This is a genomic window from Streptomyces sp. NPDC059787 (genome assembly GCF_042732315.1).
Taxonomy (GTDB): domain Bacteria; phylum Actinomycetota; class Actinomycetes; order Streptomycetales; family Streptomycetaceae; genus Streptomyces; species Streptomyces atrovirens.
Map to the genome: position 1 here is coordinate 95,246 of NZ_JBHWHX010000021.1, position 6,580 is coordinate 101,825.

Consider the following 6,580-nt stretch of genomic DNA (forward strand, 5'->3'; position numbering starts at 1 on the left):
TCGGAGGCCGGTCAGTTGGCGAGGACGGTGACACCGTCCTCGGTGGCGTGGCGCGGGCGCGGTTCCTCGGCGGTGGGGGTCCCCCCGCTCGAGCGGGGCCGAGAGTGGGGGAGGCTGAGCGCCCGGCGCCGTACGACGACCACCAGCGCGCCCAGTGCCGCCGTGACCGCCGCGACCACGAACGGGACGTGGACGTCGGTCCACTCCTCGATCTTCGGCGCGAAGAAGGGCGCGGCGGCCGCCGCGAACCAGCGCACGAAGTTGTAGCCGGCGCTCGCCACCGGCCGGGGCGCGTCCGACACCCCGAGCGCCAGCTCGGTGTAGACCGTGTTGTTCACACCGATGAGGGCGCCGGACAGGACGGTGCAGACGACGGCCGTGGTGTGGTCGCCGTAGCCGAGGACGAGCACGTCCACCGCGAGCAGCACCAGCGAGCCGCCCAGCACCTTCAGTGAGCCGAACCGCTTCTGCAGCCGGGGTGCCACGAGCACCGAGAAGACGGCGAGCAGCACGCCCCAGGCGAAGAACACCGCGCCCGACCGGTACGGGGACATGTTCAGCACGAACGGCGTGAAGGCCAGCACGGTGAAGAACGTGTAGTTGTAGAAGAACGCCGAGACCGCCGCGGACGCCAGTCCGCCGTGTCCGAGCGCCCTGAGCGGGTCGAGCAGCGAGGTCCTGCGGGCCGGCTTCGGCTGCTCCTTCAGGAACACCGCGATGCACAGGAAGCCGACCGCCATCAGGGCGGCCGTACCGAAGAACGGGTAGCGCCAGCTCGCGTCGCCGAGCAGCGCGCCCACCAGCGGTCCGCAGGCCATGCCGAGGCCGAGGGCGGACTCGTACAGCAGGATGGCCGCCGCGCTGCCCCCGGCCGCCGCGCCGACGATGACCGCGAGGGCCGTGGAGACGAACAGCGCGTTGCCGAGGCCCCAGCCGGCCCGGAAGCCGACCAGCTCGCCGACCGATCCCGAGGTGCCGGACAGTCCGGCGAAGACCACGACGAGCGCGAGTCCGAGCAGCAGGGTCTTCCGCCCGCCGATGCGGCTGGAGACGAAGCCGGTCACCAGCATCGCGAGCGCGGTGATGAGGAAGTACGAGGTGAAGAGCAGGGAGACCTGCCCGGCGGTGGCGTCGAGGCCCTTGGCGATGGAGGGCAGGATCGGGTCGACGAGCCCGATCCCCATGAAGGCGACGACGGACGCGCCGGCCGTCGCCCACACGGACTTCGGCTGGCGGAGGATGCCGCCCGATCCCGTATCGAAGGAGTCGTGGGGGTCGTCCATGGGTGCTCCAATCCCGGACATGGGGCGGTTGGCTGACGTGTACACACGATAGCTTAGCTAAGCTAATTAATGCAACGTACATCTAATTCCTCGCGTGGCCGGTTCCGCCCGGACGGGTGATCGTCCTTGACGTGGCGCGGCCGGGGTAGGACCGTGGGGCCCTATGAGGGGCGAACCCAGTTGCCCGAAGTGTGGTGGCCGGGTCAGGGCTCCCGGCCTCTTCTCGGATGCCTGGCAGTGCGCTGTGCACGGCACCGTGCACCCGCTGCAGCCCGTGATACCACCGAGCGTCGAGGCCCTCGAAGTCGCCGTGCACCGCACGAAGGTGCCGGTGTGGATGCCGTGGCCGCTGCCGGTGGGCTGGCTGTTCACGGGCGTGGCCAGCGCGGGCGACGACCGCGGCGGGGGCCGGGCGACCGCCGTCGCGTGCACCGGTCCTGGGCCGCTCGGGGGCATGGGTGAGCTCATCCTGGTCGCCGAGGAGCTCGGCGTGGGCCTCGGCGCGCGGTACGCGGGCGTCGACGGTCCGGACCCGGGGCCGTACATGAACGTCGAGAAGCCGCCCCAGGCCAAGGTGCTGGCCGCCGGCCGCCCGACCCCGCTCTGGCACGTCGCCAAGACACCGGACGACCGCGCCGTCTTCGCGGGCGAGGCGCTCGGGATGTGGCTGTGGGCGGTGGTGTGGCCGGAGCAGTCCGGGCTGCTGATGTACGACGAACTGGTCCTCGCCGACCTGCGGGAAGCGGGCGCCGAGGTGGAGCTGGTGCCCTGCGGTGCGCTGTCACCGCGCTTGCTGGAGGCGTAGGCGCCTGGAGGCGTGGATGCCTGGAGGTGCGGACGTCTGGAGGTGCGGACGCCCGGGAGGCATGGATGCCGCACAGCGGGCCGGTAGGGGGCGCACAGCGGGTTCGGGTGTGACAGGGGACGTGCGAAAATCCGGTTATCCTGGAGCGTCCCCGTCCGTCCGTCACCGCTTGGAGTAATGCGTCGTGCGTATCGATCTGCACACCCACTCCACCGCGTCCGACGGTACGGACACGCCGGCCGAGCTGGTCCGCAAGGCGGCCGCCGCCGGTCTCGACGTCATCGCGCTGACCGACCACGACACCACCCGCGGGCACGCGGAGGCGCTCTCCGTGCTCCCGGCGGGGCTCACGCTGGTCCCCGGAGCGGAACTCTCCTGCCGGCTCGACGGCGTCAGCATGCACATGCTGGCCTACCTCTTCGACCCCGAGGAGCCCGCACTGCTCGCCGAGCGCGAGCTGGTCCGGGACGACCGGGTGCCGCGGGCCCAGGGCATGATCGCCAAGCTGAACGCGCTGGGCGTGCCGGTCACCTGGGAGCAGGTGGCGCGGATCGCCGGCGACGGTTCGGTGGGCCGCCCGCACGTGGCCAGCGCACTCGTCGAACTGGGTGTCGTGCCCACCGTGAGCGACGCGTTCACCCAGGAGTGGCTGGCCGACGGCGGCCGGGCCCACATGGAGAAGCACGAGACCGACCCCTTCGAGGCCCTGCGGCTGGTCAAGAACGCGGGCGGGGTCGCCGTCTTCGCGCACCCCGCCGCGAGCAAGCGGGGCAGGACCGTGCCGGAGTCCGCGATCGCCGAGCTGGCCGAGGCCGGCCTCGACGGCATCGAGGTCGACCACATGGACCACGACCCGGAGACCCGGGCGCGGCTGCGCGGCCTCGCCAAGGAACTGGGGCTCCTGGTGACCGGCTCCAGCGACTACCACGGCAGCCGGAAGACCTGCGTCCTCGGCGAGTTCATGACGGACCCCGAGGTGTACGGCGAGATCACGCGGCGCGCGACCGGGGCGTTCCCGGTGCCGGGGACCGGCGGAGCCTGAGGCCTCCCGCCTCCCCGCACCCTTCTCACTCGTTCCTCAGCAAGGCTGTCATGCTCGACGTCGCCGTCTTCGGCTCTCTCTTCCTGACCCTTTTCGTCATCATGGATCCCCCCGGGATCACCCCGATCTTCCTCGCCCTGACCGCCGGCCGGCCCGCCAAGATGCAGAAGCGGATGGCCTTCCAGGCCGTCTGCGTGGCCGGTGGTGTGATCACCGTGTTCGGGCTGCTCGGCCACCAGATCCTCGCCTACCTGCACGTGTCGGTGCCCGCGCTGATGATCGCGGGCGGGCTGCTGCTCCTGCTGATCGCGCTGGACCTGCTCACCGGCAAGACCGACGAACCCAAGCAGACCAAGGACGTCAACGTCGCGCTGGTCCCGCTGGGGATGCCGCTGCTGGCGGGGCCCGGTGCGATCGTGTCGGTCATCCTCGCCGTGCAGAAGGCCGACGGCGTCGGCGGGCAGGTCTCGGTGTGGTCGGCGATCCTCGCCATCCATGTCGTGCTGTGGCTGGTGATGCGGTACTCGCTGCTGATCATCCGGGTCATCAAGGACGGCGGCGTGGTGCTGGTGACGCGCCTGGCCGGCATGATGCTCTCCGCGATCGCCGTGCAGCAGATCATCAACGGTGTCACCCAGGTGGTCCGGGGCGGCTGAACCCGGCGCCGGACGCGCGGAGCCCCCCGTACCGACGGCGGTACGGGGGGCTCCGTGACGTACGTACTCGAGGACCCGGCCCGTGCGGCCGGTCTCCCGCGTGCTGCGCGTTATGAGGCCGGGGTGTCGGCCGGGCGGATCCACAGGCGCTGCCCGATGGCGGCGGCCTGCTGAACGATGCGGTTGACGGAGGCGGCGTCCACGACGGTGGTGTCCACGGGCGTGCCGTCGACGTCGTCGAGTCGCATGATTTCGAAGCGCAAGGGGCTTCTCCCTTCGTCTGGTCATCCTCCTGGAGGAGAACTACTCGGTGGGGCGGCGCACGGGCCGGTCGGGCCCGTGTTCCATGAAGGGTTCAACGGGATGCGTGATGCAAACATTCCCTACGCTAAAGAAATTTTTCGAACGACTAAATACTGACCAGTAAGGGTTTCGAAGGAGACCGACCGGGACCGGTTGTGTTCGTAGCGTGACCACCGGGACAATGGAGGCGATGAACGAAGACCTCGCGGCTCTGCACGCCCGTATCGACCGCACCAACGAGCTGCTCCAGCGCATGCTCGCCGAGGTGGCGAAGACGCCCTCGACCCACGCGATCTTCGTCGACGCGGGCTACCTGTACGCCGCCGCGGGGCGGCTCGTGGCCGGGACGGAGGACCGCCGGGCCTTCGACCTCGACGCCGAGGGACTCATCGACGCGCTCATCGACCGCGCCCGCACCATCTTCGCGGACAGCAGGCTGCTGCGGGTCTACTGGTACGACGGGGCCAGACGCCGCATCCACACCGCCGAACAACAGTCCATCGCCGAACTCCCGGACGTCAAGGTCCGCCTCGGCAACCTCAACGCCAACAACCAGCAGAAGGGCGTCGACTCCCTGATCCGCAGCGACCTGGAGTCACTGGCCCGGCACCGCGCCATCAGCGACGCGGCCCTGCTCGGCGGCGACGAGGACCTCGTCTCGGCGGTCGAGGCGGCCCAGGGGTACGGCGCCCGGGTCCACCTCTGGGGCATCGAGGCGCCCGAGGGCCGCAACCAGGCCGAGCCGCTGCTCTGGGAGGTCGACAGCCAGCGCACGCTCGACCTGGACTTCTTCAAGCCGTACGTCTCCCGGCGCGCGGCAGCGGCGTACGAACCCGCGACGGGCCGGCCCGCCCGTGAGGACGTCCGGTTCGTCGGCGCGCAGATCGCCGCGAAGTGGCTGGCCGCGCGGGGCCGGGACACGCTGGTGGAGCTGCTCCCCGGCCACCCCTATCTGCCCGGATCCGTCGACCAGGATCTGCTGGTGGAGGCGGAGGGGCTGCTGCAGTACTCCCTGCGCGGCCAGGCGGACCTGCGGCGTGCTCTGCGCGACGGGTTCTGGGACCACTTGCAGGCGCAGTACTAAGGGGTGGCCGCGAGCCCGTCCCAGAAGTCGGCGAGGGCGCGGGCGGTCGGTGCGGGACGGTCGGCGGCGGGTGAGTGCTCGGCCCCGTCCACGACGGTGCGGTGCGCCTTGAGACGAAGGGCCATCTCGTCGAGGTCCGACACCGGCCAGGTGTCGTCGCGCGCCCCCGACAGGACATGGAACGGCAGCGGTACGGCGGCCAGTTCAGCGACCCGGTCCGGTTCGGCGCACAACTGGCGGCCGGTGGCGAGCAGTTGTGCGGGCCTGGTGCGCAACCAGCGGCTGCGCAGGTGCTCCTGACCGCCGAGCCCGCGCGCCGGACCGCCCACCTCCTCGGGCGGTCCCATGGCCAGGATCGCCTCCCAGCACTCCGCCATCGACATCACCGCGAGCGCGTCCCGCAGCAGCTTCACACGCTGCTCCTGGGAGACGGAGATCCGTGCGGGGCCGGAGGAGACGAGCGTGAGCGAGCGGAAGGGGGAGCGGTCGAGGAGGACGGCGGCGCGGGCGATCTGACCGCCGAACGAGTGCCCGACGAGGTGCACGGGGGCACCGACCGCGTTCGCCTGCGCGAGGACGTCCCGCGCCAACTCGTCCTGTGTGTAAGCGGATTCGTCGTCCGCGGGCCCGTCCGACTCGTACTGACCCCGCCCGTCCACGGCGACGGTGCGGTAGCCGCGCGCGGCGAGCGGTTCGTGCACCAGCGCGAAGTCCTCCTTGCTGCCGGTGTATCCGGGCAGCAGCAACGCGACCCCCCGCGCCGTGACTCCGGCGGCCGGTGGCACGTCCACGACGGCGAACTCCCCGCGTGGGGTACGGAGTCGGCGGGCGCGGGCGGAGGGGGAGTGGCTGGTCACGGGGGTGAGGGTAGCGGGTGGCGGACACGCCGACGGCCCGGCCCCACGGATGTGGGACCGGGCCGTCGGTTCGTCGCGTCAGCCTTCCGCGGACTCCGCGGCGGCTGCCGTCTTGCGGGTCCGCCGGACCTTGGGCTTCGCCTCGTCCGTGGCCTGCGCCGGAATCTCGGCGACCTTGCGGGTACGACGCCGGGGCGTGGCCTCGGTGTCCTCGGCGACGGCCTCGGCCTTCTTGGCCGCGGTCTTCCGCGTACGGCGCGGCTTGGTCTCCGCCGCCTCGGCCTCCGGAACCGCCTGCGCCGGAATCTCGACGGCGACGGCCGGCTCCGGCTCGGCGACCTTACGGGTCCGACGACGCGGCTTGGCCTCGACGGCTTCGGCGGTGTCGAGCGCAGGCTCGGCCTTGGTCGCGGTCTTGCGGGTGCGGCGGGGCTTGGCTTCCTCGACCGGCTCGATGCCACCCTCGACCGTGTCGGCCACGGTCTCGGCCTTCTTGGCCGCGGTCTTCCGCGTGCGGCGGGGCTTGGCTTCCGTCGCCTCGGCCGCCTCG

7 protein-coding genes and 1 pseudogene are annotated in these 6,580 nt (G+C 71.5%); 4 read left to right on the forward strand and 4 right to left on the reverse strand.

Annotated elements, in window-relative coordinates; genetic code table 11:
* Positions 1-11 precede the first annotated feature (11 nt).
* Positions 12-1,283 carry an MFS transporter gene (locus ACFV5H_RS21190; RefSeq protein WP_385056049.1) on the reverse strand — a complete coding sequence of 424 codons (1,272 nt, stop codon included), beginning with the start codon at positions 1,281-1,283 and terminating at the stop codon, positions 12-14.
* Positions 1,284-1,446: 163 nt separating this feature from the next.
* Here ACFV5H_RS21190 and ACFV5H_RS21195 point away from each other — a divergent pair, with 163 nt between their 5' ends.
* The 3 genes from ACFV5H_RS21195 to ACFV5H_RS21205 all read left to right on the forward strand — a co-directional run bounded on the left by ACFV5H_RS21195 (position 1,447) and on the right by ACFV5H_RS21205 (position 3,786).
* Positions 1,447-2,088 carry a DUF6758 family protein gene (locus tag ACFV5H_RS21195; protein ID WP_385056052.1) on the forward strand — a complete coding sequence of 214 codons (642 nt, stop codon included), beginning with the start codon at positions 1,447-1,449 and terminating at the stop codon, positions 2,086-2,088.
* Between the two features lie 184 nt (positions 2,089-2,272).
* The gene (locus ACFV5H_RS21200; protein ID WP_385196650.1) at positions 2,273-3,130 is read left to right on the forward strand and encodes a PHP domain-containing protein; all 858 of its coding nucleotides are present in this window, start codon (positions 2,273-2,275) and stop codon (positions 3,128-3,130) included.
* A 50-nt stretch (positions 3,131-3,180) separates the two neighbouring features.
* Positions 3,181-3,786 (forward strand): MarC family protein, encoded by a 606-nt coding sequence (locus ACFV5H_RS21205; RefSeq protein WP_385056059.1) that lies wholly within the window; start codon positions 3,181-3,183, stop codon positions 3,784-3,786.
* 110 nt (positions 3,787-3,896) lie between these two features.
* Here the strand turns inward: ACFV5H_RS21205 and ACFV5H_RS21210 are convergent, their stop codons facing one another.
* Positions 3,897-4,049: a hypothetical protein gene (locus tag ACFV5H_RS21210; RefSeq protein ID WP_106979586.1), complete on the reverse strand. Its 153-nt coding sequence runs from the start codon at positions 4,047-4,049 to the stop codon at positions 3,897-3,899.
* A gap of 221 nt (positions 4,050-4,270) precedes the next feature.
* On the opposite strand from ACFV5H_RS21210, the gene ACFV5H_RS21215 reads away from it, so the two are divergent.
* A complete protein-coding gene (locus tag ACFV5H_RS21215; protein ID WP_385056083.1) occupies positions 4,271-5,173 on the forward strand; it encodes an NYN domain-containing protein in 903 nt (300 codons plus the stop codon).
* Here ACFV5H_RS21215 and ACFV5H_RS21220 read toward each other — a convergent pair.
* A complete protein-coding gene (locus ACFV5H_RS21220) occupies positions 5,170-6,030 on the reverse strand; it encodes an alpha/beta fold hydrolase (RefSeq protein ID WP_385196653.1) in 861 nt (286 codons plus the stop codon). The two genes, ACFV5H_RS21215 and ACFV5H_RS21220, sit on opposite strands and share 4 nt — an antisense overlap.
* A gap of 78 nt (positions 6,031-6,108) precedes the next feature.
* Positions 6,109-6,580 (reverse strand): annotated as a pseudogene (locus ACFV5H_RS21225) (DEAD/DEAH box helicase); the annotation flags it as partial.

What these genes read in the sequence shown, in the direction of transcription:
- ACFV5H_RS21190 (WP_385056049.1), bottom strand. Translation starts at nt 1,283, where the DNA reads ATGGACGACCCCCACGACTCCTTCGATACGGGATCGGGCGGCATCCTC.
- ACFV5H_RS21195 (WP_385056052.1), top strand. Translation starts at nt 1,447, where the DNA reads ATGAGGGGCGAACCCAGTTGCCCGAAGTGTGGTGGCCGGGTCAGGGCT.
- ACFV5H_RS21205 (WP_385056059.1), top strand. Translation starts at nt 3,181, where the DNA reads ATGCTCGACGTCGCCGTCTTCGGCTCTCTCTTCCTGACCCTTTTCGTC.
- ACFV5H_RS21215 (WP_385056083.1), top strand. Translation starts at nt 4,271, where the DNA reads ATGGAGGCGATGAACGAAGACCTCGCGGCTCTGCACGCCCGTATCGAC.